This is a genomic window from Candidatus Uhrbacteria bacterium (assembly GCA_016187485.1).
Taxonomy (GTDB): Bacteria; Patescibacteriota; Patescibacteriia; order UBA9934; family UBA10169; genus JACPJO01.
This window is the reverse complement of record JACPJO010000005.1, coordinates 237,313-263,510: the sequence shown is the minus strand read 5'-3', so window position 1 is coordinate 263,510 and position 26,198 is coordinate 237,313. Positions and strand designations below refer to the sequence as shown.

Annotated in this window: 28 protein-coding genes and 2 tRNA genes; 26 read left to right on the top strand and 4 right to left on the bottom strand. The window is 53.8% G+C overall.

Features of this window, described 5'->3' with window-relative positions:
• Nucleotides 1-33 precede the first annotated feature (33 nt).
• From HYW18_04100 to HYW18_04065, 8 genes are read left to right on the top strand one after another with little or no spacing between them, the layout of a single operon-like run.
• Nucleotides 34-609: a CDP-alcohol phosphatidyltransferase family protein gene (locus HYW18_04100; GenBank protein MBI2485297.1), complete on the top strand. Its 576-nt coding sequence runs from the start codon at nucleotides 34-36 to the stop codon at nucleotides 607-609.
• The gene (locus HYW18_04095; GenBank protein MBI2485296.1) at nucleotides 599-2,215 is read left to right on the top strand and encodes a hypothetical protein; all 1,617 of its coding nucleotides are present in this window, start codon (nucleotides 599-601) and stop codon (nucleotides 2,213-2,215) included. Before HYW18_04100 ends, HYW18_04095 begins: the two co-directional genes overlap by 11 nt.
• Nucleotides 2,212-3,675 (top strand): hypothetical protein, encoded by a 1,464-nt coding sequence (locus HYW18_04090; protein ID MBI2485295.1) that lies wholly within the window; start codon nucleotides 2,212-2,214, stop codon nucleotides 3,673-3,675. Before HYW18_04095 ends, HYW18_04090 begins: the two co-directional genes overlap by 4 nt.
• Nucleotide 3,676: 1 nt before the next feature.
• A complete protein-coding gene (locus tag HYW18_04085) occupies nucleotides 3,677-4,012 on the top strand; it encodes a hypothetical protein (GenBank protein ID MBI2485294.1) in 336 nt (111 codons plus the stop codon).
• A 4-nt stretch (nucleotides 4,013-4,016) separates the two neighbouring features.
• Nucleotides 4,017-4,418 carry an HIT family protein gene (locus HYW18_04080; protein MBI2485293.1) on the top strand — a complete coding sequence of 134 codons (402 nt, stop codon included), beginning with the start codon at nucleotides 4,017-4,019 and terminating at the stop codon, nucleotides 4,416-4,418.
• Nucleotides 4,415-4,963: an NUDIX hydrolase gene (locus HYW18_04075; GenBank protein MBI2485292.1), complete on the top strand. Its 549-nt coding sequence runs from the start codon at nucleotides 4,415-4,417 to the stop codon at nucleotides 4,961-4,963. The genes HYW18_04080 and HYW18_04075 overlap by 4 nt, the downstream gene beginning before the upstream one ends.
• Nucleotides 4,964-5,003: 40 nt before the next feature.
• On the top strand, nucleotides 5,004-6,020 hold the full coding sequence (rfbB, locus tag HYW18_04070; protein ID MBI2485291.1) for a dTDP-glucose 4,6-dehydratase: 1,017 nt from the start codon (nucleotides 5,004-5,006) through the stop codon (nucleotides 6,018-6,020).
• Entirely contained in the window at nucleotides 6,017-6,571 is a 555-nt protein-coding gene (locus HYW18_04065; GenBank protein ID MBI2485290.1) for a dTDP-4-dehydrorhamnose 3,5-epimerase family protein, read from the top strand. Before rfbB ends, HYW18_04065 begins: the two co-directional genes overlap by 4 nt.
• A 54-nt stretch (nucleotides 6,572-6,625) precedes the next feature.
• Here the strand turns inward: HYW18_04065 and HYW18_04060 are convergent.
• Nucleotides 6,626-6,701: transfer RNA gene (locus HYW18_04060), tRNA-Ser, on the bottom strand.
• Nucleotides 6,702-6,862: 161 nt separating this feature from the next.
• On the opposite strand from HYW18_04060, the gene rfbD reads away from it, so the two are divergent.
• On the top strand, nucleotides 6,863-7,690 hold the full coding sequence (gene rfbD / locus HYW18_04055) for a dTDP-4-dehydrorhamnose reductase (protein MBI2485289.1): 828 nt from the start codon (nucleotides 6,863-6,865) through the stop codon (nucleotides 7,688-7,690).
• Nucleotides 7,687-8,775: a glucose-1-phosphate thymidylyltransferase gene (locus tag HYW18_04050; protein MBI2485288.1), complete on the top strand. Its 1,089-nt coding sequence runs from the start codon at nucleotides 7,687-7,689 to the stop codon at nucleotides 8,773-8,775. Before rfbD ends, HYW18_04050 begins: the two co-directional genes overlap by 4 nt.
• On the opposite strand, the gene HYW18_04045 is transcribed toward HYW18_04050, so the two are convergent.
• Nucleotides 8,772-10,103, bottom strand: a complete 1,332-nt coding sequence (locus tag HYW18_04045; protein MBI2485287.1) for a PEGA domain-containing protein — start codon at nucleotides 10,101-10,103, stop codon at nucleotides 8,772-8,774. The genes HYW18_04050 and HYW18_04045 overlap by 4 nt on opposite strands.
• 72 nt (nucleotides 10,104-10,175) lie before the next feature.
• The gene (locus HYW18_04040; protein MBI2485286.1) at nucleotides 10,176-11,543 is read right to left on the bottom strand and encodes an NYN domain-containing protein; all 1,368 of its coding nucleotides are present in this window, start codon (nucleotides 11,541-11,543) and stop codon (nucleotides 10,176-10,178) included.
• Nucleotides 11,544-11,637: 94 nt separating this feature from the next.
• Here HYW18_04040 and HYW18_04035 point away from each other — a divergent pair, with 94 nt between their 5' ends.
• From HYW18_04035 to HYW18_03975, 13 genes are all read left to right on the top strand, one after another.
• A complete protein-coding gene (locus tag HYW18_04035; protein ID MBI2485285.1) occupies nucleotides 11,638-12,885 on the top strand; it encodes a S41 family peptidase in 1,248 nt (415 codons plus the stop codon).
• Entirely contained in the window at nucleotides 12,860-13,414 is a 555-nt protein-coding gene (locus HYW18_04030; GenBank protein ID MBI2485284.1) for an NUDIX domain-containing protein, read from the top strand. Before HYW18_04035 ends, HYW18_04030 begins: the two co-directional genes overlap by 26 nt.
• Nucleotides 13,389-14,117, top strand: coding sequence for an EI24 domain-containing protein (locus tag HYW18_04025; protein ID MBI2485283.1), 729 nt, complete (start codon nucleotides 13,389-13,391; stop codon nucleotides 14,115-14,117). The genes HYW18_04030 and HYW18_04025 overlap by 26 nt, the downstream gene beginning before the upstream one ends.
• A gap of 11 nt (nucleotides 14,118-14,128) precedes the next feature.
• A complete protein-coding gene (gene rplI, locus HYW18_04020) occupies nucleotides 14,129-14,578 on the top strand; it encodes a 50S ribosomal protein L9 (protein ID MBI2485282.1) in 450 nt (149 codons plus the stop codon).
• Nucleotides 14,579-14,587: 9 nt separating this feature from the next.
• The gene (locus HYW18_04015; GenBank protein MBI2485281.1) at nucleotides 14,588-16,213 is read left to right on the top strand and encodes a CTP synthase; all 1,626 of its coding nucleotides are present in this window, start codon (nucleotides 14,588-14,590) and stop codon (nucleotides 16,211-16,213) included.
• A gap of 25 nt (nucleotides 16,214-16,238) precedes the next feature.
• Nucleotides 16,239-16,565, top strand: coding sequence for a hypothetical protein (locus HYW18_04010; protein ID MBI2485280.1), 327 nt, complete (start codon nucleotides 16,239-16,241; stop codon nucleotides 16,563-16,565).
• Between the two features lie 27 nt (nucleotides 16,566-16,592).
• Complete coding sequence (locus HYW18_04005) at nucleotides 16,593-17,138, top strand: hypothetical protein (protein ID MBI2485279.1); 546 nt, start codon at nucleotides 16,593-16,595, stop codon at nucleotides 17,136-17,138.
• An 86-nt stretch (nucleotides 17,139-17,224) separates the two neighbouring features.
• Entirely contained in the window at nucleotides 17,225-17,518 is a 294-nt protein-coding gene (gene rpmA, locus HYW18_04000) for a 50S ribosomal protein L27 (protein ID MBI2485278.1), read from the top strand.
• Nucleotides 17,519-17,576: 58 nt separating this feature from the next.
• Nucleotides 17,577-17,825, top strand: coding sequence for a NifU family protein (locus tag HYW18_03995; protein MBI2485277.1), 249 nt, complete (start codon nucleotides 17,577-17,579; stop codon nucleotides 17,823-17,825).
• Nucleotides 17,809-18,210, top strand: coding sequence for a hypothetical protein (locus HYW18_03990; GenBank protein ID MBI2485276.1), 402 nt, complete (start codon nucleotides 17,809-17,811; stop codon nucleotides 18,208-18,210). Before HYW18_03995 ends, HYW18_03990 begins: the two co-directional genes overlap by 17 nt.
• Before the next feature lies 1 nt (nucleotide 18,211).
• A complete protein-coding gene (mraY, locus tag HYW18_03985) occupies nucleotides 18,212-19,273 on the top strand; it encodes a phospho-N-acetylmuramoyl-pentapeptide-transferase (protein MBI2485275.1) in 1,062 nt (353 codons plus the stop codon).
• 22 nt (nucleotides 19,274-19,295) lie between these two features.
• The gene (gene ftsW, locus HYW18_03980) at nucleotides 19,296-20,384 is read left to right on the top strand and encodes a putative lipid II flippase FtsW (protein ID MBI2485274.1); all 1,089 of its coding nucleotides are present in this window, start codon (nucleotides 19,296-19,298) and stop codon (nucleotides 20,382-20,384) included.
• Nucleotides 20,371-21,462 carry a glycosyltransferase gene (locus HYW18_03975; protein ID MBI2485273.1) on the top strand — a complete coding sequence of 364 codons (1,092 nt, stop codon included), beginning with the start codon at nucleotides 20,371-20,373 and terminating at the stop codon, nucleotides 21,460-21,462. Before ftsW ends, HYW18_03975 begins: the two co-directional genes overlap by 14 nt.
• Here HYW18_03975 and HYW18_03970 read toward each other — a convergent pair.
• A tRNA-Lys gene (locus HYW18_03970) sits at nucleotides 21,427-21,501 on the bottom strand. The genes HYW18_03975 and HYW18_03970 overlap by 36 nt on opposite strands.
• Before the next feature lie 295 nt (nucleotides 21,502-21,796).
• Between HYW18_03970 and HYW18_03965 the strand changes: the two genes are divergently transcribed.
• The 3 genes from HYW18_03965 to HYW18_03955 are packed head-to-tail and all read left to right on the top strand — an operon-like array spanning nucleotide 21,797 to nucleotide 26,195.
• Nucleotides 21,797-22,924 (top strand): glycosyltransferase family 4 protein, encoded by a 1,128-nt coding sequence (locus HYW18_03965; protein MBI2485272.1) that lies wholly within the window; start codon nucleotides 21,797-21,799, stop codon nucleotides 22,922-22,924.
• A gap of 5 nt (nucleotides 22,925-22,929) precedes the next feature.
• Nucleotides 22,930-25,554 (top strand): HAD-IC family P-type ATPase, encoded by a 2,625-nt coding sequence (locus tag HYW18_03960; GenBank protein MBI2485271.1) that lies wholly within the window; start codon nucleotides 22,930-22,932, stop codon nucleotides 25,552-25,554.
• Nucleotides 25,551-26,195 (top strand): glycosyltransferase, encoded by a 645-nt coding sequence (locus tag HYW18_03955; protein ID MBI2485270.1) that lies wholly within the window; start codon nucleotides 25,551-25,553, stop codon nucleotides 26,193-26,195. The genes HYW18_03960 and HYW18_03955 overlap by 4 nt, the downstream gene beginning before the upstream one ends.
• The last annotated feature ends 3 nt before the right edge of the window (nucleotides 26,196-26,198 follow it).

The window sequence follows — 26,198 nt, the reverse complement described above, 5'->3', positions numbered from 1 at the left end:
TGCAGGCTATTGTATCCCAAAACTGTGCTTCTTATGAAGGACCGCGATCCGCTTAAGCTCTATCCGTTCGACCACCTCTTACGCGTGCTCACAGACCTTTTTCCCTTGTGGCTCCGGCCGAACCACCTTACCGTTCTACGCATGACCTTGACGCCGCTTGTGCTGTGGCTCTTAGCGGAAGAAAGTTATCGTGTCGGCGTGCCGCTCTTTTTGTTTGCGGCCTTCACGGATGCTCTTGACGGCACACTGGCCCGCACCCGAAGGCAGATAACGGCGTGGGGCACATTTTATGACCCCGTGGCCGACAAACTTCTTATCAGCTCGGTCGTGCTGCTCATTGTCATGCAACATATTAACATATTGTTTGGCCTCCTCATCATTTTTGTGGAGCTTACCATTGTCATGGGCGGTCTTATCCGCAAGCGACAGGGGATTGCGGTGACGGCAAACGTGTGGGGGAAGATTAAGATGTTTCTACAAGTGGTCGGCGTAATGTCGCTTTTGGTAGCCGTGTGGCTTGGGGTGGATTTGTTTATTCCGGTTTCGGTGGGGACGTTATCGCTCGCGATTGTTTTTGGGATCATCAGTTTGTTTACCTATGGTCTGTAAAGAGCGATGGGTATGGCGTGTGGCTCTCGTTCTCTTCTTTTTTGCAAGCCTTATTTTGTCGGTGGGCGTGCCGGACATGTACAACTCGCCGGATGAACGCGCCTTTGCCACCGTGATCGAGCGATTTCGCGACGAGGGTGTCTTTTGGGAGCGAGAGTTCCTAAATCCGTCGGTCGGTGGAGTTTTGGGGCCGCGAAGCATGCGCTCTTTGGGCGACCGCCTTTTGCCGGTAGGATTTATGGGGCTTCCCGTGTGGTATGGCATTCTTGGCGCTCTTTTGCCGTTTGCTATGGTAGGCTGGATCACGCCCGCTCTTGCTGTGCTTGCGCTCTGTGCGTGGCGTCGCATTGTTGCCCGTGTGTTTGTGTCGGAACGCGTGGGGACGCTTGCAGGGTGGATCGCTCTTCTTTTACCAGGCTTCTTGTTTTATAGCGCACGCCTATTCATGCCAAGCGTGCCGTTCGTCTCGCTCCTTATCATCGGACTTTATTTTCTCTTGGAGCGTCCATTAACGCGCCGCTCTGTGAGGGTTGTTTCTTCGTGGCCCTCTCCATGCTGGCGAGACCTCTTTTTTGCTGGGGCTGCTCTTGGCACAGCCCTTTTTTTCCGCACTTCCGAGGGGATATGGATTGCCGGTGTTGGTGCCGTCCTCCTTTTCTTTTTCCCCCGAGCCCTCTCTTGGAAACAGATTAGTCTGCTTTTTGTGAGCGTGCTTCTTTTCGCCGCCCCGTTTTTTCTCTGGAACACGATTGCCTTTGGCTCGCCCCTCCGAACGGGATACGCAACGAACGTTGCCAGTTCCTCGTTATCAGTTTCTCGTAGCCTGTTGTCTGTTCAGAGCGAGGATACACGCGTTCTTTTTCCCTTTGGGATCGCTCCGAAGGCGGCTCTCGGGAAGGTTGCGACGTATCAATTTGAACGGATGTGGTGGATTGCCCTTCTCGCTCTGCTCGGTCTTCCCGCTCTTTTTGCTACCCGCTCTGGGCGTGCCATAGGGCTTGCCTCTCTTCTTGCCGGGACCTATCTTGTGCTCTTCTACGGCTCGTGGAATATTTCCGATACGCCGGACCCCACAGCAGAGACGCTGGCAAATTCCTATGTACGGTACTGGCTCCCGCTCTCGTTTGCTATGACGATCCCCGCCGCGCTTGCCCTGGATAGTTTTCTGGCGCGTGTTCGCCATGCTACCGGCCGCGGGATGCTGGCATCCGCACTTATTCTCCTTGTTGTTTTTTTCTCCATTCGTATCGTCTACTTTCACCCCGACGATGGACTATTAGCTACGCGCCGCATACTTTTGGAGAACGTAGAGGTGCGCGCAGAAATTATCTCGCGTACGGAAGCGGACAGTGTGATTGTGGTTGACCGCGCGGACAAAGTTCTTTTTCCACGTCGCCGCGTCGTGACGCCGTTGCGCAGAGAGGCGACTCTGGATGTCCTCCCTCTTCTTGTTACGCGCGACGTACCTCTGTATTACTTCGGTCTCACTCTTCCCGCAGACGACCTCTTGTACTTGAACGGCACACTGCTTTCTCCTCGTGGTCTGCGAGCAGAGGAACGTTGGACAATGGGAGATCAAACGCTGTATCAATTTGCGTCGCTATGAAGACGGTTGTCTATCGTCTCTATCAAGGCGTTCTTCTTGCGGCCGCTGTGGGGCTTGTCGGTTTTCTTCTTTCTCGTGAACTTGTTCCCACGGGCACGCTTACTATCCAAAGAGAAACGGGGAAGTCGTCACCATTCTGGAGTCGCCCGTTGCCTGACGAACGTACCGAAGAGGTATATGTGGACGAGGACGGCCGGTCGTTCCAGTCAGTTGTTGGGGATCCCGTGTATATCACGCTTGCTCCGCCAACCGATTTTGAGACGGTGAAGGTGCAAGTGGCCTATAAACCCACGGAACTTCCCGTGGTGGAAATCGGCGGGTTGGTAAATCCAGAAAGCGACGCGTACACCCTGAAGCCTCTGGAAAACAAACTGCTTGACGCACTTGATTGGACGGAGCGCCGTGAGGGAGATGTCGTCCTCTACGATCGAACGGGGGTTTACGCTTCCCTTGCGGACTTTTTAGTGAATCCGCCGCCGCTTTCAGAGATTGCGACGTATCATTATCGGTTCGATCGCCCGTTCCGATTATCGGGATACCGTCCCATGTCTGTACCACAGACATTTTCTGTCTCGCTTCGCGGAGCGCACGAGGCGCTCACCTACATCTCTGGCGAGGAGCTTCGGTTTACTGTTGCTTATACCGACATGAACCGAACGCAGGGGGAAGACCCGATTGAACTTCTTGTGTTCAACCAATCAAACGAGCTTGTGGCCGCTAAGGCTATCGGGGATGATGGGAATGTGGGAAGCGGAGGAGAGGGGAGTGCACTTCGCGAGGTATCCGTGCGCGCACAGGTGCCCGATGGCGTGTACAAAATTATCTGGAAAGCCAATCGAGACATCTTTATCCGTCGTATCACGACGCCGCAACAAAAGCTTGTGTTTTTGCATCAGATTTTTCTTGGTGATGAAGTGGGGTATCGTGAGGGTGTGCGCGCAACACGCGTGTGGACAGACGCAAAAAATGTGAGTCTGGAAACGCAACATGCGGAGGGCGTGCAGGAAGTGACCTTTGGGCGCATGCTTGTGGCGGTGGAGGAACCGTTTGTGCAGGCGCGCGTGCGCGTGCGCGAGGCAAACGTGGTGGTGGCAGACATTCCAAAGGGGGACATCCTTCTTCGCGGCGCCGGGCATTTCGCTCTCTCCGCAGAATCTTTCTTCAATCCGGAACCTCTCCGTCTGGAATGGGATACACATCTTGATGCACGCGGGATTAATTACGTCGTGGCGACCTACACACCGCCGGAAGAAAGGGACGGGCTTGTGTTGGCACAAGCGACATTTGATGCGCAGATGCTGGCGAAGATGCGCGGAGCGTGGAAATTTGCGCTTTCGCTTCCTGGGATTTACGATACACAGGGGTCGCTTGACGTGCATAGTTACAAGGCGACCTTATCGCGCACCCCCCTCACTCTTGCGACGGCTTTGCGCCGCATATGGCAGGCTGTGCGCCCTTGATATGTATATCCGCTTTGCGTTTCTGCTCTCCATCGCCATGTATTTCTTGCTTGTTTTTTTAGACGTGACATTTCCGGGCCTTGTATCCAACTATCTCTCGGCGCACTGGCTTTTGTTGATCGGCCTCGCCCTCTACATTGTCCTCGCGGCAAAGGGTATTCCTATCGAGCGGCATGCAGGAGTCGAGCGTGGCATCGTCGTTCTTTTCGGATTTGGGGCCACGATCGTCACATGGAACCTCGGCCGTCCGCTTGAGGAGTATCGGATTCTCTTCACCTTCCTAAGCGCCCTCATCCCCTACATTGCTTATCGGGTTCTCCTCGTTTCAAACTCCTAAATATATGCCTTGTATTTTTTGCCAAATTATTGCGGGCGAGTTGCCCTCGCACAAACTCTACGAGGACGATCATGTCGTTGTATTCCTCGATATTTTTCCAAGCGTTCTCGGACACACGCTTGTCGTTCCCAAAAAGCACTCCGAAAACATGCTTGGTCTTGAACCGCACGAAGCGGAAGCTGCGGTTGCGGCGGTACAAAAGATTACTCCGGGAATTTTGAAGGCCGTTGGGGCGGAAGGATTTAATCTCACGTGCAATACAGGCAAAGTATCGGGTCAAATGGTGATGCACACGCATTTCCATATCCTTCCGCGCAAGGCAGGTGACGGAAAGGCGCTGTGGGGACAGATGGATCCCAAACCTGACTTGCCAACTCTTGCCGAGAACATCCGTGCCGCGTTATGAAAAAATGGAAAACACTTTCGACGAAGGTCGTGAAGAAAAATCCATGGTGGGAATATCGGCTCGATCGATTTGAGTTGCCGAGCGGGAAGAAGGGTCGGTTTCATTACATGCATACGCCCGGGGTTGCTTTTATTGTTGCGGTAGATGCAGAGGGAAGGGTCGCATGGATTAACAATTATCGTTATCTCTTTCAAAAGGTCGGTCTGGAGCTTCCGGGAGGTGGAGTGAAGCCAGCGGATACGTTTCGTCAGACAGCGGCGGCGGAGCTTAAGGAGGAGACGGGTCTTACCGCGCGACATCTCAAAAAAATCAGAGATTTTTACTCCAACAACGGTCTTTCGGATGAGAAAGCGCAGGTTTTTCTTGCGACAGGATTGACACAAGAAGAAGCTACCTTTACCGAAACGGAGCAGATCAGCTTATGCTGGCTCACGGTTCTGGAGGCGGATCGTGCGATCACAACGAATCGCGTGAAAGACAGTCTGACTATCGCTGCGTGGGCTCTCGCACGTCCGCATGTTCTCAAATTGATTAAAAAGAGGTAGGGTGCGGGAGTCATCCATATTTTGTACCTGGTACCGATTTATGAAGGTTCTCATTACTGGCGGAGCAGGGTTTATGGGCTCCAACATGGTGCATTACCTGTTGGGTCGCCAGGAAAACGTCGAAGTGGTTGTACTTGATAAACTTACCTATTGCGGTAACCTGGAAAATCTTCGAGATCTTGATGGGAATACGCGCTATCATTTTGTAAAAGGAGACATTGCCGACCAAAAGATTGTGGATGAGGTTGTTGGAGGGGGTGTGGATGTCATTTTGAACTACGCGGCCGAGACCCATGTGGACCGATCGATTCTCGATCCAACCGCTTTTTTGTACACAGAGATTATTGGGACGTACAATTTGCTTGAATCCACAAAAAAGTTCGGCATTAAAAAGATGGTGCAAGTCTCTACAGACGAAGTGTACGGCTCGACGGTGGACGGATTGTTTACGGAAGAAACGCGCTTTGATCCAAGCTCGCCATACTCGGCGGCAAAAGCGGGAGCGGATCATTTGTGCAGCGCCTATTTCAAAACGTATGGCACGCCAGTGGTTGTCACACACTCCTGTAATTTCTATGGTCCCAACCAGTATCCCGAAAAGGTGATTCCACTTTTTATCACCAATCTTATTGAGGGCAAAAAAGTGCCACTCTACGGCGACGGCAGTAATGTACGCGAATGGATTTTCACAGAAGATCACTGTTCGGCGATTGAAATGATTATAGAAAAAGCGGCGTCTGGCTCGGTGTACAACATCGGAACGGATTACCGCATTTCAAATATCGAGCTCACACAGAAGATCCTCGCGCTCATGGGAGTCGGCGAGGAGATGATTGAACGAGTGAAAGACCGTCCGGGACACGATTGGCGTTACGCCGTGGATCACACAAGGCTTACGCAAGAGCTTGGTTGGAGGCCACGGGTGGATTTCGAAGAGGGGTTGAAGAAAACCATTGCGTGGTATCGGGAGCATGAGGCGTGGTGGAAGCCGCTCAAATCGGGTGCTTACCTGGAATATTATAAACAGAACTACGCCTCGAAAGGGCACATGGTATGAGCGTACCAACTACCCAAGTCACGGGCCATACGACCGAGATTTCTGGACTCATTGTGTTTGACGTAACGTCCGTCGGAGACGAGCGTGGATGGTTTCAGGAAAAGTATCAAAAAGAAAAGCTCGTGGCGGCGGGAATGCCGGAGAGTTTCCATGTCGTGCAGAACTCGCTTGCGTACAACAAGAAGGGCGTCACGCGAGGGATTCATGCGGAACCGTGGGACAAATACGTTTCTGTGGTGACGGGTCGTGTGTTCGTGGCGTATGTGGACTTGCGCAAAGGCGAGGCTTTCGGTCGTGTCGTAACGCTTGAACTCGACAACAACAAAGCCGTCTTTGTGCCACAAGGTGTGGGAAACTCGTACCAATGTCTCACCGACGAGGTGTATTATCTCTACAGTGTCAACAAACACTGGAGCGAGGAGGCGTACAAAACAGCAACCGCCGTCAACCTCGCCGATCCAACACTTGCTATCCCCTGGCCGGTCCCACTTTCTGAAGCGATCATCTCTGACCGCGACCGCAAGCATCTATTTCTGAACAATCTTTCTTAAACAGCAACCCCGCGTCATGAGGACGCGGGGCGCTCTAGTCCAAGGTTGTACGTTTGGTGGAACGGACGGGGATCGAACCCGTGCCCTCGAGTGTCAAATTCGATGAGGCTACCACTACCTCCACCGTCCCGTACGTCCTTGGATAACAAATACAAACTCCCTTTGAGGGGGAGTTTGTATGACACTCGAGGTAGGCTTTCGCCTCATCGACGGAAGTATTTCATCACACTTTTCTCAAAAAGTCAATGGTGGTTTGTGGAAAAGTAGTCAGTTCGTTATGATACGCGCGTTATGAAAACACTTATTCTCGGCGCGAAGGGGATGCTGGGGCAGGAACTGGTGAAGGCGTTTGCCGATCACGAGCTTACGGCTTGGGATCGGGAGGAGTGCGATGTTTTAACTCCGGTTAGTGAAGAAAAAATCAGGAGCTTAGCTCCTGATTTGATCGTGAATGCCGTGGCTTACAACGATGTCGATCGTGCCGAGGAGGAAGGAAAGGAACTCGCGTATAAACTCAACGCCGAAGCGCCGGGGAACCTTGCACGGATTGCGCGAGAGCTTAATACAACGTTTGTGCACTACGGGACGGATTTTGTCTTCGATGGAGAGAAGGGATCCTACTCGGAAGAGGACGAGCCGCATCCGATCTCCGTCTACGGTGCGAGCAAGCTCAAGGGTGAACAGGCCGTGCTTGCGTCAGGCGCACGCGCCTATGTCATTCGGCTTGCGCGACTCTTTGGCAAGCCTGCCGTGAGCGAAGGCGGCAAGAAAAGTTTTGTGGATTTGATGCTCGATCTCGCTTCAAAAAAAGATCACCTTAACCTCGTGGATGACGAAATTGCGAGTCCGACGTACGCGCTAGACCTTGCACGTGCCACGCGAGAGATCGTCGAAAAATATCCTCCCGGCCTCTACCATGCCGCCAACAGCGGCAAGTGCAGTTGGTACGAGTTTGCCAAAGAGATCTTTCGTCTTAAGGATATGGTGATTGACATTTCGCCCGTCTCTGGCAAGATGTTTCCTCGAGCCGCTTCTCGTCCACACGACGCATCTCTTGTGAGCATCAAACTTCCACTCCAACGTTTGTGGCAAGAGGCATTGAATGAATATCTCTTATGAAAGCTCTCATTGCCGCTGGCGGGCACGCCACGCGATTTCGCCCGATCACGTGGACCATGAACAAACATTTGATTCCGTTGGCCAACCGCCCGCTAATTTTTAATGCTATCGAGAAAATTTCTGAAGCGGGTATTAAAGAGATCGCTATCAACATTAATCCGGGCGATGCGGAAATGGAGCGCGCGGTTGGCGACGGTTCGCGCTGGGGTGTTTCGATCACGTACCTTGAACAGCAAGGTGGACCGAAGGGCATCGCGCATGCCGTCAATAACGCACAACATTGGATCGGCGAGGAGCCGTTCGTGTTCTACTTGGGCGACAATATTATTCTGGGTAGCCTCAAACGATTTGTGGAACGATTTGAGCGCGAAGCGCTTCACTGTCTCTTAGCTCTCTCACACGTCCCGAATCCCACGCACCTCGGCGTAGCGGAGTTCGATGCGGAAGGCAATCTCGTGCGCGTTCACGAAAAACCCAAAGTGCCGCCGAGCGAGATGGCGGTTACGGGCATTTACCTCTACGACAAAAGTTTTTTTGAGGCGTTCAAAAATATCCAACCGAGTGATCGCGGCGAGTACGAGATCAGCGATATCCACACGTGGTTTTTACAAAATGGCTACAAGGTCGGTGCGGAAGAAATCACGGGGTGGTGGAAGGACACGGGCATGCCGCGTGACTTTCTTGAGGGGAACCAGCTCATCATGAACGACAAACCAAGCGCGTTTTGGACGATCGATGCGGGAGCGACGGTTGAGGTTGGTGCGACGATTCAGGGCCCCGTGCGTATCGAGGCCGCCGCTCATATCAGCTCCGACGTCGTGATTCGAGGTCCGGTGACGATTGGCGAACGCGTTGCCGTTCAGAACGCGTATCTCGGTCCCTACACCGCCATCGGAAATGACGTCGTCATCGACGGGGGCGAAATTGAACACTCGATTGTGCTTGAAGGCGCGAAGATCACTTCGCCAGAGCGTATTGTGGATTCGATTCTCGGACGCAACACCGAAGTGACGGCAAAGGGGGACTCTCTCCCGCATTCGGGACATCGCATGGTTATTGGCGAAAATTCAAAAGTGGAACTTTAGCGCACGCGTATTTGGTAAAGCCCGTTGGCCTCATTCACGTTCCCCAAAAACCAAAACGCTTCCCCGTCTTTTTCAAAGATAATTGTTGATACACCGCGTGCAGCCGTGAGAGGCGTTACTGCACGACCCACGGAGAGGTCATACGCGACAAGTTCTTTTGCTTCTGCTATCACGAGCGCTGTGCCTTTCGGGTGCCACGCGAGTGCGGTTGAGGGGTCGCTTGTGTGCGAAAGGATTGTTGTCTTTCCAGACGGCAGATGCAGAAGGGCGGTTGTGTACCCATTACTATACGCAATACTTTTCTTGTCTGGACTCCATGCAAACATGGTGGCGTCGGTTTTAAGAACGAGCGAGTTTTCCTTTGATGCAAGAGAGAGAACCACAAGCGATGTTTTATCAGAGAGCGTCAGATATGTTTCTGGACTTTCCGCAAAACGATAAGAAGAGGGCGGAAGGCTTGCGAGGGGCATCCCTTCCAGTCCGTATCCTTCCATGACAACTGTTCTATTTTTGTCCGTGGCCAGCGTGTAGATGCGCTCACCCCGTTTTGCGAGCACGGCTTCAACGGGAATATTTTCCGCTGCTCTTCCTGGTTCCCACAGAAGGCTTCCATTTTTTGTCGTGGCCAGAAGTCGGTGGGGATCTCCTTCTATCCAGGTGATGGAAGAAAGCGGGGAGGTTAGAGCTTTTGAAATGGTTTCTGCTGTGCGTGCGGGCTGTGTCCCGTCGAATCGCACAAAGAGAGAATCTGCGGGCCTGTCCTTCGGCACAAGCAGAATCCACTCGTCGTCTGGCGACCATTCAATGATAAGGCGACCTGTTGCGAGTGAGGGCAGACGGGTGATCAAGAGACGTTTCTTGGGATCGCGAAAATCTACCATCCATACTTCGGTCCAGTTTCCGCTTGTGACGGCGAGGGCATATGTTGTTCCTCGGTGATTGGGGGTAAGAAGAGTGGGGTCTTGCTCAAGCGGCGTCGGCACGCTTCTGCGCCATAGGACAATGTCTTCAAGCAGTGCGGTCTGTCTGCGCACAACGGGGAAGCGCATATCGAGAGGCAAAAATTCCTCTTTGGAAATCCGCAGAGTTGCGGCTCCTGGGGGGACGAATCGTAGAAGCGCTGGAGAGAGATACTTTGTGCGTTTGCCGTTCAGTGTAAGCGCGGCTCCGCGCGGGATGGAAGTGACAGAGATTCCCCCGGTTTGCGCCAAGCGTTTCGTGGCAGGGTTATAGCGGTAACCTGATGTATAAAGAATCACCAGCGGAGCGATGAGGAGAAAAACAAAGAAGAAGCTCCAGAAAAGAATACTGCGTGCGTGCTTCTCCATAATGGGCGGCATTGTTGCAGAAAAACGGCAATTTGAAAAGCCCGGAAACCCGGGCTTGGGAGAAGCGCTGGTCTATGATTCCCAGCGCAGGAAAAAGTACGTGCGACTTCCCGAACCCCGTCGGGTCAAGTCGCCTTGTGCTACCAGATCTTCCAACGCCACGCGGATGTCCTCGCGGGATGGAGAGGGAGGAGGACTTTGGCCCATGAGCCAGCTTACGACTGACGCTGGCTGGCGCGTCCGGTCGCCAGGACGTGCTTGGGCGAGGCGTTCCTTGAGCTGATCGAGCGCCCATGTGGCGAGCGCGCCGTTGTGGAGAGGCACCGGACTTGGAAGGCGGAGCGGGATCACTTCTTGTGGAAGTCCCAGCTCTGCCTCTGTGGTGTCGGGTGCCGTCTCTGCGGTTTCCGACATTGTCGTATCGGTCGCCGGCTCTGTGGAATCCGCTCCGGATGTCTCGGCGCCCATGACAGGCCCTTCTGCATCTGCCGGATCCTCTGTTCCAGGCGTCTCACCGGTTTCTTCCACAGGGGAAGGGCTTTCCTGCAGAATTGCCTCCTCGATTGGCCGCCACTTTTCCAGGATGAACTGGACGAGAGGGTGTTCCACTCTAAGAAGGGCGATGTGGTCTGGAGTTTTCCTTGTCCAGATTCTGTTTATGAACCCGATGTTTGAGACTGTCAGGTCGAAGAAGGGTATCTCGATGGTCTCGAGGTACGCCGTCCTCGAAATCCGATGCAGAGCTACCGCCAGATCCGTGTCCGTGAGTGCCGAAGGCTGCGACACGTGGTAGTTGATGGCGATGATGAGTGCGCGCAGCAGGCGATACTCCGCGGGGGTAAGGTGACGTGTCTTTCCAAACCCCTGTATGCGCAGGCGCAGGTCCTCGAGGTGCTCTTGCACAAAACGGTGCAAGGCAGCGTGCCGCGCGGCCGCGCCTGCTTGTGCGGGGTGACGCAGCGAGTAGGAAGCATCTGCCGCCTCGAGGAGAACTCGCGCGGCGTGCCCCACATGGAAAACCATCACGAAGTGGCCATTGTTGCGAAGGTACGTGGCGGCATCGGCAAAGTCGCCGTCTCCCGAACCCAGAATCACCTGGTGCGGACGAATGCCCTCTCCCAGAAGCATCTGGAGTTCACAGAGGATGTGCCGATCCACACTCTCTTTGCGTGTCCTGCCCACGAAGGGTGGGCAGTGCTGGATGATGAATCCGAGCCGCGCAGCTTCTTCGGCAACCGGCTCCAAGATTGGCTCGAATGCCACGACGTCCATAAAGAGCACCATGCGCCGGATACGTCCGTGCCGCCGTGCCACCATGTGAACGAATCGCATGCGCTGGGTGAGGAGGCTCGGGTCGAGACCCTGCCCATGGCGCATGTTTGCCAAGTCGAGGTATACGAGAATCGGTTTTTCAGAGGTCCAAGATTCCGGGAGGCTCATCGTGCGCTCCTTTCTGCAGAAAGACTCCTGCAGACCAGCGACTCTACCAATTCCTTTGACCAGGGTCAAGGCCTCCGGTACACTGGGGGAGATTATGAAGCGAACATTTTCCCGATCAGTCTTGGGCCTCTTTTTTGCCGTGCTGATTATTGTCGGATTTGCCACGGGGTTTTTTGTGGGGCGTGAGACAAGCGGCCGCGCGCGTGTGCCAGAGGGGGAAGGGCGTGTTCTTGGGATCGGCAACTTTGCCAGCCCCTCCTTTTCCGAGGATGTCGATTTCGGTCTCTTCTGGGATGTGTGGAACTACATCAAGGACAATTACTATCGCCAGCCGGTGTCCGACAAGGAATTATTTTATGGCGCCCTTCGTGGACTTGTGGCGGGGGCCGGAGATCCGTACTCCACATTCTTTAACCCCGAAGATACAGAAGCATTTCAAGAAGAGCTGAATGGAAGTTTCGAGGGAGTGGGGATGGAAATTGGCATTCGCGATGAGCAGCTTCAAGTGATCGCACCGCTTCCTGAAACTCCCGCATCCCGAGCCGGTGTGCTGGCAGGCGACAAGATTTTTGCTATCGATGGAGAGGATACGTCTGGTATGACGGTGGAAGACGCTGTGCGAAAAATCCGCGGTCCGGGAGGGACAGCTGTGACAATTCTTTTTGCGCGCGATGGGCGTGGCGAAGCATTTGAGAGCACGATTACGCGCGGCACCATTCGCATAAAAAGTGTGAAGTGGGAAGTGGGAGAAGATAACGTGGCGCGCATCACTATCGTATTCTTTAACGAAGAGGTGTTCTCTCTCTTTGAGGAGGCGGTGCAAGACATTCTCACGAAGGATGTAAGGGGGATCGTGGTGGATGTCCGCAACAACCCCGGCGGTCTGCTTGATGAAGTCGTGCGTATTACCGGCGAGTGGGTTGCCGGTCGACCGGCGGTGATCGAGCGCGTACGGGGTGTGGACACGCCTATCCGCGCGTCGGGGCAGGCGCGTCTTGCCGAGATGAAGACCGTGGTGCTGGTCAATGGCGGCTCGGCGAGTGCGTCGGAAATTTTTGCCGGGGCTCTTCAGGATTATGGTCTGGCAACGATTGTGGGAGAACAGACCTTTGGCAAAGGCTCTGTGCAGGACTACCAAACACTGCCGGATGATTCATCTGTGAAGCTAACCGTGGCGGAATGGCTTACGCCAAATGGCCATTCCATTCACGAAGTGGGGATTACACCGGATATTTCTGTAGCGTTTACGGCAGAAGATGCGGCAGCAGGGGAAGACCCGCAGATGGAAGCGGCGGGGGAAATCATTTTAGGAACGTATGCAAACCTTGCCGGTAGAAACTGAACTCCACGAACAGGAACCCGCGGCGAAACCTGCGCCCAAGATGCGCCGTGAAGTTGCGGCGGGCGGTATCGTGTTTAAGCGCACGCAACGTGGCGTGGTGTTTGCGATGATCGTGGATTCTTATGGCAAGCTCGCGTTCCCGAAGGGACATGTGCGTCGAGGAGAACGGTTGGTGGAATGCGCCGCGCGCGAAATTTATGAAGAGATGGGCGTGCGCAATCTGCGGTTGCTTCGGCGTCTTGGAACGAACGACATCTGGTTCCGTGATCGATTCGTTTACAAGGGGTATCTGATTCACAAGTTCATCCATTACTATTTGTTCGAGACGGATCGCCATGCCAACATTCGCATTGAACGGCGTCTCGGCGGACACGGTGAGCAGATCAAACGCGGGCTGTGGGTGCCTATGTACGACGTCCTGAAACGGTCGAGCTACGAAAATATGGAAGACATTGTCCGGCAGGCGATTCGCACCATTGAACGCCGCTATCATCTTCGTCCCTATGAAGGAGGTGCAGAAAAGTCTTAGGGCGTTTGCCTGGAGCTGGCGGTTCGTGATGGATTCGGCGGATCGCCGTCGTCTGTTGTGGGTACCGGCGCTTATAAACGCGGTTCTCCTTATTCTCTTTGTTGGTCTGGGGGTATGGGGAGGGATGGCGTTGTTTGCCTTTCTTATTCCTGCCGGGACGCTCACGAGTGCTCTTGCGATTGGCGCAGGGATTCTGTTAGGACTCGTTATCCTTATAATGGGTATTCTTTTCTTTAGCGCCACAACGCTTATTATCGGTGCTCCGTGGTATGGGGACATTGCCCGTGCTGTTTTGCACGAGGCAGGGATGATAACAAAGGAAGTGTCCGCTTGGCAGGAGATACAACGCGGTATCGTCTACACCATCCAGCTTATTCTTCTGTTTCTCTTGGGCCACACGCTTCTTCTCCTCATCAATGTTTTGCCCGGGATCGGTTCTCTCATCTATGCCATTGGAGTGATTCTGCTCGGCGCCCTCTTGCTTGCTTTTGAGTTTTTCGGCGAGGCGTTCACCTTGCAAGGAGAGCGATTTCCCGCGCGTGTTCGTCTGCTTCTTACTCACCCGGTATCCGTGGCCGCTTTCGCACTTCCTCTCGTGCTCCTCCTCCTTATTCCGGGCGTACATATTCTCGTGCCTCCATTTGCCGTTGCGGCTGCGGGCAAACTATATGCAGAATGGAAAGGAAGTGAGGCTGTGCTATAATCCCATCGTTTATGAAGGTGATTCTGCAAAAAGAACATAAGGGGTTAGGCCATGTGGGTGACGTGGTGAACGTTGCGCCCGGCTACGCGCTTAACTTTTTGTTCCCGGAGCATATCGCGGTAGAAGCATCTCCGGCGGCGCTTGCTAAAATGAAAGCACAGGCAGCCGCGCGCGTGCGGGAAAAAAAGAATACAGAAAAAGGATCCCGTGCATTGGCGGCGAAACTGGATGGACTCGAGATGACGTTGGCGTTTAAAGCTACCCCAGAGGGCGCTCTCTACGGAGCAGTGCATGAAAAAGATGTCGCAAAGGCTCTTCGCAAAGAGGGATATGCCGTGTCGCCCGAGCAAGTGGAGATGCGGCCGATCAAGAGTACGGGAGAGTATCCGGTTCTCATCAATTTTGATGGCGGCTTTGAAGCCAACATCCGTCTTACTATCGAATCAGCCCCGACCGGCTGATTTGTCTTTATGAAGCACCATAAATTTATTTTCGTTATTGGCGGGGTCATGTCTGGCGTGGGCAAGGGAGTGACGACGGCGTCTATCGGACGCATTATGCAAGCGCGGGGGTATCGCGTCACCGCCATCAAGATTGATCCGTATGTGAATGTGGATGCCGGCACCATGAATCCTGTCGAACATGGAGAAGTATTTGTGACGAACGATGGGGATGAGACGGATCAGGATATGGGGAACTATGAACGGTTTTTAGACACCGACCTTCTTTCGACGAATTACATGACAACGGGGCGCGTGTATCTGTCGGTGATCGAGCGCGAGCGCAACCTTGGGTATCACGGGAAGTGTGTGGAAGTCGTTCCGCATATCCCTCTTGAGGTGATTGACCGCATCAAACGTGCGGCAAAAATGAACCAAGCGGACGTGACGATTGTAGAAGTTGGTGGCACGGTGGGGGAGTACCAGAACATTCTTTTTTTGGAGGCTGCACGCATGCTGCACCTGGAGCAACCAGATGATGTACTCTTTGTTCTGGTGAGTTATCTGCCTGTACCTCGACATCTGGGCGAAATGAAAACGAAGCCGACCCAATACGCTACACGCTCACTCAACTCGGCAGGAATTCACCCGGATTTTATTGTGTGCCGTGGAGAGCAGGACATGGATCGGCCGCGCCGCGAGAAGCTCTCCATCTTATGCAACGTGAAACCCGATGATGTGATTTCTGCTCCTGACGTGCCGAGCATTTATGAGATCCCTCTGCGTCTTGAGGAGCAGGGGATGGGCGCGCATATACTGCGTAAGCTTGGTCTTCCTCCGCGGCGCGCAAACATGAATGCCTGGAAAAAAATGGTACATGTTTCTCTGCACGCAAAACGCGCTGTGCGGATTGCCGTGGTGGGAAAATATTTCAACACGGGGGATTACACACTTTCGGATTCGTATATTTCTGTGATCCAGGCACTGAAGCATGCCGCGTGGGCAAATGGTATCCGTGCGGAGCTCACATGGATTAATTCGGAGGAGTTCGAAGACGGAACGCGCAAAGTGGCCGAATTGAGGAATTTTGGCGGAGTATTGGTGCCGGGAGGATTTGGCACGCGGGGGATTGAGGGGGTTATCGCGGCGATTCGTTATGCGCGTGAGCAGAAGATTCCCTATTTTGGTTTGTGTTACGGCATGCAGTTGGCGTGCGTGGAGTTTGCGCGGCACGTACTCGGAAAGAAAAGGGCGCATACGGTTGAGGTGGATCCGAAAACACCAGACCCTATTATTCACATCAATCCCAAACAGGAAGAAAATGTCCGCAAGAATCGTTATGGCGGGACCATGCGACTTGGGGCTTATGCGTGTGATGTCGCGCGCGGATCGAAAACGTTCCGGGCGTATAAAAAGTCGCATATCTCCGAGCGTCATCGCCACCGTTACGAATTCAACAACGACTATCGCGCAGACATGGAGCGTAAAGGACTGGTGATATCGGGGGTGAATCCGGAGTCAGGACTTGTAGAGATCATTGAGCTTAAAAAACACCCGTGGTTTGTGGGCGTGCAGTTTCATCCCGAATTTCTCTCCCGCCCTCTGCATCCGCATCCGTTATTTCGAGAGTTTATCAAAGCGGCGTTGAAGAAGTAAATTTAGGAGAGTAGACTGTGGATATATGACGGATCGCGATATTACAACAAATGAGCTTCTGGAGTTTCTTCAGGAGAATATGGTTACAAAGGAAGATGCGAAGTCTTTTGTTACGAAAGATGATGCGAAGTCCTTCGCGACAAAGGAAGATCTTCGTGTTATGGAGCATCGCATTCTAGATCACATGGATGATAAGTTGGCTGATCTTGAGGGTTCCATTGTGGCTCGTCAGCGTAAGGAAGATAATCGCTTTAGGCGCCTCTTGGAAGGTCTTGAAAAATTCAAGGTTCTCCCAAAGGACGAGATTGATGCTGTGCGCGCCATTCAAGTGTTTCCGCAGATTACGCCGTAAGCGCTTTGTGGCCCAACCATGTTCTCTATGAATAGAACTTTTTGGATCCTTGTCCCACTCCTTTTGTTGGGGGCAGGATGCGCACAAAAAACGCAGGTGCCGATAAACTCCGGCGTCTCTTCGTCATCGAGCGCCTCTGTTTTGACCGGGGAAACCTTTGGCGATGGAAACGTGCTGCTTACTCTTCCTACTGGGTGGAAGGTCGAGTCTTTTGAACGAAAACCAGGGAAGACGATATCAACAACAAAGATTCTTGTCGCGGAGAAACCATATCAGACGAAACTTGTTATGCAGATTGCCCCAGAAGACATATCGATCTATAGAGGGCAGACACCTATTGCAACAACACAAAACGCCACGTTTTATACTGGCGCATGTGGGGGATGTTGGTTTGGTGTGGCGATGGATGTGAAAGACGATGCGGAGAGCGCGCACGATTATTTTGTCTTTCTTGGTGTTGAAAGCACAGAGCCGCCCCCAGAGAATTATGATGCTCCATGGATGTCAAATCCCGTTGTATCCAAAGAAGAAGTCATGGAGATGTTGAAAACCGTAAGACCGGTTCCGCGATAAAGGTGCTCAAGGCAGCCAGTTGGCTTTGACAAAAATTCCCTTATCCGGTACCTTTCTCACCATCCTTTTTACCCTCTCAAATTTGTATGGCCCATAAAAAAGCGGCTGGTTCTACACAAAACGGCCGGGAGTCCCAATCTAAACGGCTTGGCGTAAAACTTTCTGACGGTGCAAAAGCACACGCCGGCGCTATTTTGGTCCGTCAACGCGGTACGACGGTTCACCCGGGACGTTTTGTACGTCGCGGGGGAGACGACACGCTCTACGCAGCAATCACGGGCATCGTCCGTTTCAATCAAAAGCGATCGGCCACACATTCGGGAGCTCTGAAACGCCGCACCTACGTCCACATTGAGCCCTTTCAACCCGTGGCCGCTTAAGACAAATGAAAGAACGAGGTTCGACGGAGAGCCTCGTTTTTGCTACCATAGCTCTCGCATGGAAGCGGAAATCCAAGCTCTTCTTGAGGAAGCAAAACCCGCCCTTGCGCGGCATGGCGGGAGTCTTGAGTTTGTGTCTTTCGATGCAAAGTCTGGCACGGTGTTTATCCGATTTCACGGCGCCTGCAAGGGGTGTCCGCTCTCCTCTTTAACGCTTAAGATGGGAATTGAATCTCTGCTCTGTGACTCTCTTCCCGCTGTACGCAGTGTAGAGGCCGTGGACGATACCTATGAGACAACGGCGTGAACAGTTTTTTCTTTTTTGGCGCGCTCGCGGTGCGTTCTTCTCGCACGCGAAATGGCCGACACGCTCGCCCTTTCTTCTTGGCATCGTTCTTCCACTTGTGAGTGCAATGCTGCTTCTGTGGCGCCTGTATCCAAGAGGCGAGAGCGAGGTTTTTATCCCTCTCCATTATAATGTGTTCACCGGTATTGATCGTTACGGGCCGTGGTGGCTTGGATTGAGTATCCCGATTATTGGACTTGCGGCCACGGCTCTTCATGGCGCGCTTTTGCCGCGTTTTGAAGCATACGGTTCACGTGTTATGATCGGCGCCTTTTTGTGGGGGCTCGGGCTTGTGCACGTGGGCCTTGCGGTCGCGGTCGTCTTTCTTCTTCTCCTCAACAGTTAATATGGTCCAAGCATTTGCTATGGTGCGGGTGCTCTTTGTGAGTGTTTTGACCTTCGGCGTTTCGATGGCAATCACACCCGTGGTCACGCACATCCTTTACCGTTATCGTATGGGGAAGACCATTCGGGACGCCAAAGAGGCGCCGATCATGCACGCACTTCATGCCAAGAAAGCGGGGACTCCCACAATGGGAGGCGTTGTCGTCTGGATTCCGGTGCTGATACTTTCTCTTGGCATTGCGTTTCTTTCTGGCGCCGACGTGTTTCCCAATGCCCTTTGGGACCGCTTGAATTTTTTTGTGCGATCGCAGACGTGGCTCCCGCTGGGGGCCCTTGTTGCTTCGGCGGTTGTAGGACTTCTGGACGATTATTTGAATGCGCGGGGTATCGGGAAACACGGCGGCGGCCTCCGCGCGCGCCATCGTCTGCTTATTTTCACTGCCATTGCTCTGGTCGGCGCCTGGTGGTTCTATGCAAAGTTGGATTGGGACACTTTGCACATTCCCTTTGTAGGAGATTGGGCGCTTGGGCCGTGGTATATACCCGTGTTCGCGTTTATTCTTGTAGCCACGGCGTTTTCTGTGAACCAAACCGACGGGCTTGATGGACTGGCCGGCGGCGCCCTTCTCACCTCGTTTGGTGCCTATGGGGCGATTGCCTTGCTGCAAGGCCGAGAATTTTTGGCCGCGCTCTGTGCGGCCGTGGTCGGCGGGCTCTTGGCGTTTCTGTGGTTCAATATTCATCCCGCACGTTTTTTCATGGGGGACACCGGGTCTATGTCGCTTGGCATTACGCTTGGCGTTATCGCCATGCTCACAAACCAGCCACTTCTCCTGCCGCTTATCGGTATTATTTTTGTGATCGAATCGCTTTCGAGTATCCTTCAGATGTTCTCCAAAAGGATCCGTAAGAAAAAACTTTTTCTTTCTTCGCCGCTTCATCATCACTTAGAGGCGGTTGGGTGGCCCGAGCCAAAGATTGTCATGCGCGCATGGGTAATTTCGATGGTGGCGGCGGGGATGGGTGTGGCGTTGGCGGTGCTCGATGTTCTCTTGCGGCCATAATATGCGGGGGAGCGCACATGGCATGGACGTTCCGTTTCTCCTTGTTGCCGTCGCGTTATTGGTGCTTGGTCTTCTCATGTTGGCCTCCGCGGGCGGGCCGACAGGATACGCGCAGTTTGGAGATACGTATTACTTTTTGAAACATCAGCTGATCTTCGGATTTCTCCCGGGACTTGCCATCATGATTGTCCTTTCACGCCTTCCGTATCAGTGGTGGCGCACATGGGCGTGGGAGCTTCTTCTCGTGAGCATCGTTCTGCTGGTGCTCGTTTTTATTCCCGGATTGCGCGCGGAGTTTGGCACCTCGCAATCATGGATTCAATTTGGCGGGTTGTTTTCTCTTCAACCGGCAGAGATTGTGAAGTTGACGTTCTTGTTTTATTTGGCAGCGTGGCTTGAGCGGCGTGACACATCAAATGTACAAGACCTTTCATCGGGGCTTTTGCCGTTTGCGACAGTGCTCGGCATCATCTTGTTTCTCATGGCCCTCCAGCCAGACGTGGGGACGATGGTCATTCTCGCCGCGATGGCGCTTGCGGTATTCTTTGCGGCGGGCGCGCGCCTCTCGCACGTGGGGATTCTGGCGTGTGCCGGTGCTTTCATTGTAGGGATTCTTGTGCTGGTTGCGCCGTATCGTCTGGCCCGCTTTGTTGCTTTTCTAGACCCACTCCGTGATCCACTTGGGATCGGGTATCATGTGAATCAGGCACTTCTTGCTATTGGAACGGGCGGGTGGATCGGGCGAGGGTTTGGTCACTCCATTCAAAAATTCCAATATCTGCCGGAAGTGGTTGGGGATTCGATCTTTGCGGTTATTGCCGAAGAGCTTGGGTTTCTTTTCACCGTTCCTCTCATCCTTCTTTTTGTCGCACTGTTTCTGCGAGGCTTACGTATTGCTGCCGGCGCGCCAGACCGCTTCGGCCGCTACGTTGTGGTAGGGATTGTCTCGTGGCTTGTTCTCCAGGCGTTCGTGAACATTGGCGCGATGATGAGCCTTCTGCCTATCACGGGTGTGACGCTCCCCCTTGTGAGTTACGGTGGCACATCACTTGCCATTACGATGGGCGCAATCGGCGTTGTCCTTAATGTTTCACGCTATGCAAGAAGGTAAAATTATTCTTTTAACAGGCGGAGGGACGCTCGGTTCCGTGACACCGCTTCTTGCCATTGCGGAAGCGTGGCGCGCTCTTGATGCATCCGTGGAATTTGTCTGGGCGGGGACGCATGAGGGGCCGGAGGAGCGGTTTGTGCGCGCGGCCGGCATACCGTTTTACGCGCTTTCTGCGCCGAAGCTCACACGCTACCCGAGTCTTTCGTGGCTTCTTATCCTTCCCCGCACGGTGAGGTCTTTGTGGTTATCGTGGCGACTTGTCCAGCGTCTTCGCCCCGCGTGGATTCTCTCGGCTGGCAGCTACGTAAGCGTGCCGCTCGTCTGGGCGGGAAAAGGGTGTCGCGCGCGGGTTATGGCCTACCAGCTTGATGTAAAACCCGGGCTTGCCAATCGTTTGATTGCTCCGATTGCCGATAGATTCTATGGTGTGTGGGAAGGGACACGACGGCAGTTTGGTGCAGATGTACGAGTAGTGGGGATGGCGATAAGCGCGGACCGCACACATCTGCCATCGCGCGAAACAGCGCGTGCGGCGTTCCCTTCTCTTACGGAACATCGTCCAACGATTCTGGTTCTTGGTGGAGGGTTAGGGTCATCCTCTTTGAATCATTGTTTTGAAGCTGCGGCGATGACGTTAACGCAGGCGTACAATGTCATCCACCTGACGGGAAAGGGGAAGCATATTTTTATCGGGCGTGTGCAACCGGACGGCTACGTAGTTCATGAGGAACTGCAAGAAACGTATAGTCACGCGATGGCGCTGGCCGATGTGGTGGTGACGCGTGCGGGCATGGGTGCGCTTGCTGATGTGGTGGCCGGCGGGAAAGCGGCGGTGCTTGTCCCTCTCCGTGGCGCGCAAGAAAAAAATGCGCACATTGCAGAAAAAGCCGGGGCGGCTCTTGTTCTGCGGGATCCGTCCCCGACATCATTGCTCCCAAAGATTCACGAGGCTCTGAATCGACGGCAAGAATTTGAAAAAAATATCCGTTCGCTTTTTCCTGTTATCGGTGTCGCGCGCCGTATTGCCCAGGACCTTCAATCATGGTGCGCCGGGAGGGGATCGGACCCTCGACCTTGAGCTTAAAAGGCTCCTGCTCTACCACTGAGCTACCGGCGCATACGGGTCAGAGCGTACCAATTTTTCTATCTCTTGACAAGATACTTGCCTTCCGTTCTATGCTTAGTATAATACGCTCCATCTAATTCATAAGGTTGGCCGCCCCTATGGACGACGACATCATGCCAAACGACGACATGGAGTCCACCGAAAGCGACGAGAAGGAAGTGGATCTCGACGCCGATGAGGGTGAAGACTCCGCGGATGATACGGCAGACGATGCAGACGAAGAGTAAAAGAACCCCCGCGTGTGCGGGGTGTTCTTTTTTTTTAACCCACGCTACAATGCCGTATTATGCGCATTGCGATGATTGGACAAAAAGGGATCCAGACTGGCGCGCGCGGCGGAGGCATTGAAACGCATGTGGAGGCGGTGGCGACGCGGCTTGCGCGTGGAGGGAAACATGACGTATTTGTCTATGCGCGTCGGCGATACATGGAGCAGAAGGGGACACGCGTGGAGGGTGTGTATATGGTGTATCTTCCCACGCTTTATCGAAAAAATCTTGAAGCTATTGTTCATTCCTTTTTGGCGACCGCGCACGCACTCTTTGGATCCTACGACATTATCCACTACCACGGCGTAGGTCCGGCGACGCTTGCCTGGATTCCACGGATTTTTTTACATCACACAAAAATTATCGTGACGTTTCACTCCCAAGATCGTTTTCATGCCAAATGGAGTTTTTTCGCACGTTGGTATTTGTATTTTGGCGAGTGGGCTGCGGTAAGATTTCCCCATGCGTGTATTGCCGTGAGTCATACGATTCAAGTCTTTTGCCGGGAACGTTTTGGGCGCGAAGTCATTTATATTCCAAACGGAGCTGTTGAACGTACGGTGACGAGTGACGCGTGGGTCACGCGCTTCGGCCTTCGTCCGCGCCATTATCTTCTGCAAGTGGGTCGGATGGTGCCGCACAAGGGCATACACGTTCTTATTGATGCTTATCGCGCACTGAAACAGGAGGGACATGCGCTCCCAGACCTCGTATTTGTGGGGGCTCCGAGTTTTACCGACGCGTACATGCACGATCTTAAATTTCGCGCCGGCGGAGATAGTCAAATTCATTTTTTAGGCTTTCAAGAAGGGGAATCGCTTGCAGAACTTTTTGCGCACGCAGCTCTTTACGTGCACCCTTCCTCCGCAGAGGGGCTCCCGCTTGTGGTGCTTGAGGCCATGAGTTACGGGCTTCCTGTTCTTGTGAGTGATATTCCGGAGAATCTTGAAGCTATGCACCATGCGGGATTTTCTTTTGCGAATAAAAACGTGGATGATTTGAAAGACAAGCTTCTCCATCTGTTGCGCCACCCGCACGAACTTGAGTCAGCGCGTGCGCGTTCTCGTGCGACGGTCCGCGCGTATTTTCACTGGGAAAATATTGTGAAAGAGACAGAGGAGGTGTACCGCACGGTGCGTCACTGAGGTGTATGTTGTTTCATACGACATCCGAAATGCATGTGCTCGAACGTCTTCGTGGGCGCGCAACTGGCCTTTCCGCAGACGAAGCCACCGAGCGTCTGCATACACACGGACTCAACACTTTGCCCCGCAAGAAACCTGCAGGGTCGGTCACTATTCTTCTCCGCCAGACGAAGAGCCCTCTCATGGGAATCCTCCTTCTTGCGGCGGTGGCAAGCGTGTTTGTGGGAGATCTGGTCGATGCCTTTTTTATCGTTGGCGCTGCTCTGGTTAATGTCACTGTTGGATTCTTGCAGGAGTACAAAGCCAACCATGCGCTTGAAGAGTTACAGAACTTTTTCGTGCAAACGTGTCGCGTGCGGCGTGCTGGTGAAGCACAGGAAATCGAGACGATGCAGGTTGTTCCCGGTGATGTTGTATTGCTCGGGCTTGGAGATCGCGTACCGGCGGATGCGCGGCTGTTGCGCGCGGAGCATTTGGAAGCGGACGAAGCGCCGCTTACCGGAGAGTCCCTTCCGGTAGCAAAGGCGACAGGGGCGCTTTCTCTTGAGACGCCGCTTGCTGAACGGACAAATATGCTCTACGCGGGCACTCTGATTGTGGCGGGTCGCGCCGAAGTGGTGGTGACGGCGACGGGCAAGGATACCGAGATCGGCCGGATTGCAAAAATGGTGGGAGAAGCTCGGGAACCAGAGACGCCGCTTCAAAGAGAACTGCGTCAGCTCGGGCGGTTTCTGTCTGTGCTTTTCTTATCCCTTTCTGTTCTCATCTTTTTTGTGGGATGGGCGAGTGGCACGACAGTGTCGGACATGTTTTTTCTCGCCGTAGCGCTCGCGGTCGCCGCAATTCCCGAGGGGCTTCTTGTGGCCGTGACCGTTGTTCTGGCCGTGGGCATGCGTCGCATGCTGGGGCGCAAGGCTCTTGTCCGACGGCTTATTGCCACCGAGACTCTCGGGAGCGTGAGCGTGATTTGTGCCGACAAGACAGGAACGATCACCGAGGCAAAGATGCGCGCATCCGTACTCATGACACAGGAAGGTCCCGCGGAAGTCTCGGCGCTTTCCCAGGCCGGCATGTCTCATGCGCGCCGCAAGATGATCGAAGTCGGCATGATCTGCAATGACGCGACGTCTCCCGAACTTGGATCGCCTACCGAGACGGCGCTGTTACTTCTAGGAAAAGATCTTGGATACAAAGTGGATGATCTTCGGCAACGGCATCATCGGGCAGATGAGATCCCCTTCGATTCTGCGCGCAAGTACATGGTGGTACTTACAGAAAATATGGAAGGTTCTCACGAAGTGCTGGTGAAAGGGGCGGTAGAGCATGTGCTTGGTATGTGTTCGCGTACATTGGGAGTAGGGGGAGTGGAGATGCTTTCGCCCGAGCAGCGTGAGCAATTTCTCCACAAAGCCGGGGAACAAACACGGCGTGGGCTGCGCGTGCTTGGCATTGCTTTTATGCCCGCCGACGGGGAAAAAAGTTTGGATTCTCTCACGCTTGATCAATGTGTGTTTGTCGGTTGGATAGCGCTTCACGACCCGGTGCGGGCAACCGCGGCGGACACTATTGCACGGGCGCGTGCCGCCGGTGTACGCACGGTAATGATTACGGGCGACCATCCTGAAACTGCCGAGACAATAGCGAAAGAAATTCGCCTTGCCGCTGTTCCGCGCGTGCTTGTTGGCACAGAGGTTGACCGCATGACGGATCGTGAGCTGGCGGAACACATCATTTCTGTGGATGTGTTTGCGCGTGTTCTGCCGGAACATAAGGTGCGTATTGTGCGGGCGTGGCAGACCAACGGCGGCGTCGTAGCCATGACGGGCGATGGCGTCAATGATGCGCCGGCACTTGCGGCTGCGGATGTGGGGGTGGCGCTCGGCACGGGTTCGCAGGTGGCAAAGGAAGCGGCAGACATGGTGTTGCTCGACAACAACTTGGAGACGATTGTTGCCGCGATCGAGGAGGGAAGGACGATGTTTGAAAATATCCGCAAGATTGTAAGCTTCCTCCTGCTTACAAGTTGGACGGAAATGATCCTTGTGATCCTTTCTATTTTTACAAAGCTACCTGCTCCGTTGCTGGCAGCCCCCATTCTCTATATCAACCTTCTCACGGATTCTGCGCCTGCGTTGGCGCTCACGATTGATCCGGCAGAAGCAAGGGTAATGGAGGAGTCCCCGCGCCCCCGTCGCACGCCTATTGTCGATGTGCAGATGCGTGGGCTTGTCTTTGGTCTCGGTCTTGTTCTCTCTGCGATCCCTTTTATCCTTTACGCTATTCTTCTCTCGTTTGGAACAGAAGTTTCGTCTGCACGTTCCGTCATTTTTGTGCTCGTCTCACTTCAAACGCTCGCTTTAGCATTTCCTTTGCGGCGTTCGCGCACAACGTTATGGCAAGATGGTTTCTTCACGAATCGCTTGCTCAATCTCTCTTTTCTTATCGGTGTTGCACTGACGGCCGTTGCTTTTCTGCCGGTGTTTTTCCCCGTGTTTGGTTTTGTTCTGCCAGTGCCCGTACACCTTGCGTGGATCGGCGGGATTATTATTGCGGAGCTTGCTCTTGTGGAGTGCTATAAGTGGGGTATGCGGGTTTTTCGTCGCCCGCTTACCAAACCGCTCGCTGTATGAAATCTCTCACCATCGTCATTCCTGCCTACAATGAAGAAGCTACCGTTGGGGATGTTGCGGCGGCAGTAAAGAATGCTCCGCTTGTGGAGGAAGTTTTAGTTGTCTCGGATGGTTCAACGGACAGGACAGTGCAAAGGGCTCATATGGCTGGCGCCCGCGTGATTGAGCTTTTGGCCCGCGGAGGAAAGGGACACGCCATGTGTGTGGGGGTCGAGGCAGCGCACACGGCATTTGTCATGTTTTTGGATGCGGATATCTACGGTATCACCCATGAACACGTGCAAAAACTTTTTGAGCCCGTGGAGCGAGGGCAAGCCGTGATGAGTGTGGGGCTCCGGGATCGCGGAGCCTTGCTGGTTGCGCTTATGCGTCTTCTCCCCCTTGTGAGCGGGGAACGATGTCTGTCGCGCACCCTTTTCCTCTCGTGCCCGTCTGGACAGCTCTCGGGGTATCGTGTGGAGATTGCTCTCAACGCATTATGTCGGGAAAAAGGAGGGAGAATACAAGCGATTCTCCTTACGGGTGTGCGTATCCGGACAAAAGTGGCGAAGGTCGGGTGGCGGCGCGGACTATGGCAGTATGTGCGCATGTGGGGCCAAGTGGCCGGAGCGTTGGTGGCATCTTCTTGGCACAAGAGGTAAAAT

Coding starts and splice junctions, on each gene's coding strand:
- rfbB (MBI2485291.1), top strand. CDS start 5,004: ATGAAGGTTCTCATTACTGGCGGAGCAGGGTTTATGGGCTCCAACATG.
- HYW18_04075 (MBI2485292.1), top strand. CDS start 4,415: ATGAAAAAATGGAAAACACTTTCGACGAAGGTCGTGAAGAAAAATCCA.
- HYW18_04040 (MBI2485286.1), bottom strand. CDS start 11,543: ATGAGCCTCCCGGAATCTTGGACCTCTGAAAAACCGATTCTCGTATAC.
- HYW18_03995 (MBI2485277.1), top strand. CDS start 17,577: ATGGAAGCGGAAATCCAAGCTCTTCTTGAGGAAGCAAAACCCGCCCTT.
- HYW18_03990 (MBI2485276.1), top strand. CDS start 17,809: ATGAGACAACGGCGTGAACAGTTTTTTCTTTTTTGGCGCGCTCGCGGT.
- HYW18_03975 (MBI2485273.1), top strand. CDS start 20,371: ATGCAAGAAGGTAAAATTATTCTTTTAACAGGCGGAGGGACGCTCGGT.
- HYW18_04030 (MBI2485284.1), top strand. CDS start 12,860: ATGCAAACCTTGCCGGTAGAAACTGAACTCCACGAACAGGAACCCGCG.
- HYW18_04035 (MBI2485285.1), top strand. CDS start 11,638: ATGAAGCGAACATTTTCCCGATCAGTCTTGGGCCTCTTTTTTGCCGTG.
- HYW18_04050 (MBI2485288.1), top strand. CDS start 7,687: ATGAAAGCTCTCATTGCCGCTGGCGGGCACGCCACGCGATTTCGCCCG.
- HYW18_04100 (MBI2485297.1), top strand. CDS start 34: ATGAAGGACCGCGATCCGCTTAAGCTCTATCCGTTCGACCACCTCTTA.
- HYW18_03965 (MBI2485272.1), top strand. CDS start 21,797: ATGCGCATTGCGATGATTGGACAAAAAGGGATCCAGACTGGCGCGCGC.
- rpmA (MBI2485278.1), top strand. CDS start 17,225: ATGGCCCATAAAAAAGCGGCTGGTTCTACACAAAACGGCCGGGAGTCC.
- ftsW (MBI2485274.1), top strand. CDS start 19,296: ATGGACGTTCCGTTTCTCCTTGTTGCCGTCGCGTTATTGGTGCTTGGT.
- HYW18_04065 (MBI2485290.1), top strand. CDS start 6,017: ATGAGCGTACCAACTACCCAAGTCACGGGCCATACGACCGAGATTTCT.
- HYW18_03955 (MBI2485270.1), top strand. CDS start 25,551: ATGAAATCTCTCACCATCGTCATTCCTGCCTACAATGAAGAAGCTACC.
- HYW18_04095 (MBI2485296.1), top strand. CDS start 599: ATGGTCTGTAAAGAGCGATGGGTATGGCGTGTGGCTCTCGTTCTCTTC.
- mraY (MBI2485275.1), top strand. CDS start 18,212: ATGGTCCAAGCATTTGCTATGGTGCGGGTGCTCTTTGTGAGTGTTTTG.
- HYW18_04090 (MBI2485295.1), top strand. CDS start 2,212: ATGAAGACGGTTGTCTATCGTCTCTATCAAGGCGTTCTTCTTGCGGCC.
- HYW18_03960 (MBI2485271.1), top strand. CDS start 22,930: ATGTTGTTTCATACGACATCCGAAATGCATGTGCTCGAACGTCTTCGT.
- HYW18_04045 (MBI2485287.1), bottom strand. CDS start 10,103: ATGGAGAAGCACGCACGCAGTATTCTTTTCTGGAGCTTCTTCTTTGTT.
- HYW18_04010 (MBI2485280.1), top strand. CDS start 16,239: ATGACGGATCGCGATATTACAACAAATGAGCTTCTGGAGTTTCTTCAG.
- rplI (MBI2485282.1), top strand. CDS start 14,129: ATGAAGGTGATTCTGCAAAAAGAACATAAGGGGTTAGGCCATGTGGGT.
- HYW18_04025 (MBI2485283.1), top strand. CDS start 13,389: ATGAAGGAGGTGCAGAAAAGTCTTAGGGCGTTTGCCTGGAGCTGGCGG.
- HYW18_04005 (MBI2485279.1), top strand. CDS start 16,593: ATGAATAGAACTTTTTGGATCCTTGTCCCACTCCTTTTGTTGGGGGCA.
- HYW18_04015 (MBI2485281.1), top strand. CDS start 14,588: ATGAAGCACCATAAATTTATTTTCGTTATTGGCGGGGTCATGTCTGGC.
- rfbD (MBI2485289.1), top strand. CDS start 6,863: ATGAAAACACTTATTCTCGGCGCGAAGGGGATGCTGGGGCAGGAACTG.
- HYW18_04085 (MBI2485294.1), top strand. CDS start 3,677: ATGTATATCCGCTTTGCGTTTCTGCTCTCCATCGCCATGTATTTCTTG.
- HYW18_04080 (MBI2485293.1), top strand. CDS start 4,017: ATGCCTTGTATTTTTTGCCAAATTATTGCGGGCGAGTTGCCCTCGCAC.